This is a genomic window from Kitasatospora sp. NPDC051702, assembly GCF_040681575.1.
GTDB lineage: Bacteria > Actinomycetota > Actinomycetes > Streptomycetales > Streptomycetaceae > Kitasatospora.
Genome location: NZ_JBFAZB010000111.1, coordinates 1 through 1,490, shown reverse-complemented (window position 1 = coordinate 1,490; position 1,490 = coordinate 1). Strand labels below are relative to the sequence as shown.

The following is a 1,490-nucleotide window of genomic DNA, read 5'->3' as shown; positions in this document are numbered from 1 at the left end:
ACCACCCACACCCACGGCCACCACCCCACCAACCACACCCCCAACCCCCACCTCCCCCTCCCCACCTACCCCTTCACCCACCACCACTACTGGCTCGACGCCACGGCCGACACCGACGGCGCCGCGCTGCTCGCCGACCCGGTCGAACTCGCCGACGGCGGCGGCCTGGTGTTCTCCGGCGAGCTCGCCACCGGCCGCCACCCCTGGCTCGCCGACCACGCCGTCAACGGCGTCCCGCTGGCCCCCGGCACCCTCTTCGTCGACCTCGCGCTGCGCGCCGGCGAGCGGGCCGACGCACCCGTCCTCGACGAGCTCACCCTGGAGGCCCCGCTGCCGCTGCCCGCCACCGGCGCCGTCGCACTCCAGCTCACCGTGGACGCCCCGGCCGCAGACGGCCGCCGCCCCTTCACCGTCCACGCCCGCACGGGCGGGGACGAACCCTGGACCAGGCACGCCTCGGGCAGCCTCGCCGCCTCCGCGCCGGCCACCGCCGCCCCCGACGCGGCCTGGCCGCCCGCCGGCGCCGTCCCGCTCGACGCCGAGGAGGTCTACCACCGGCTCGCCGAGCGCGGGTACGACTACGGTCCGGCCTTCCGCAACCTCACCGCGGCCTGGCAGGACGGCACCACCCTGTTCGCCGAGGTCCGGCTGCCCGAGGAACTCGCCCTCACGGCCGACGGCTTCGCCCTGCACCCGGCGCTGCTCGACGCCACCCTGCACCTGCTCCCGGTCCACGGCGCGCCGGCCGGCGACCCGGGCGACGGCATCCGGCTGCCCTTCGCCTGGAGCCGCCTCACCCTGCACGCCACCGGCGCCGGCCTGGTCCGCGCCCGGCTCACCGAACTGCCCAACGGGGGTGTCGCCCTGACACTCACCGATCCGACCGGCGCCCTGGTCGCCACCGCGGAGTCACTGGACCTGCGCACCCTGCCCGCCGACGCGCTCAGCGGCGCCGGGCGCCGGGCCGGCAGCGCCGACCCGCTGTACGCGCTCGACTGGATCGAGCTGGCCGCCCCGCCCACACCGGCCACCGGCACCGCCACCACCGTCGTCACCATCGACGGCTCCGGCTCCGCCCGCTTGGCCGCGCACCGCGCGCTGGCCGCCGTCCAGCAGTGGCTCGCCGAGGAGCACCCCGAGGGTGCCCGGCTCGCCGTCGTCACCCGCGGCGCGGTCGCGGTGACGGCCGGCGAGCCGCTGCCCGGGCTCGCCGAGTCGGCCGTCTGGGGTCTGGTGCGAACGGCCCAGACCGAACACCCCGGCCGCCTCGTCCTCCTCGACACCGACACCGACGAACCCGAGGCCATCGCCGCGGCCCTTCAGACGGTTGAACCCCAGCTCGCCCTCCGCAGCGGCACCCTCCACACACCCCGCCTCACCACCACCCCACCCCGCCACCAGCCCCACAGCCCCCTCAACCCCAACGGCACCGTCCTCATCACCGGAGCCACCGGCGCCCTCGGCACCCACCTCGCCCACCACCTCGTCAC

1 protein-coding gene is annotated in these 1,490 nt (G+C 77.1%); it reads left to right on the top strand.

Going from position 1 to position 1,490, the window contains the following annotated elements; translation table 11 throughout:
- A partial coding sequence (locus tag AB0N04_RS38515) for a polyketide synthase dehydratase domain-containing protein (protein WP_360223486.1) occupies nucleotides 1–1,490 on the top strand: 1,490 nt, incomplete at both ends.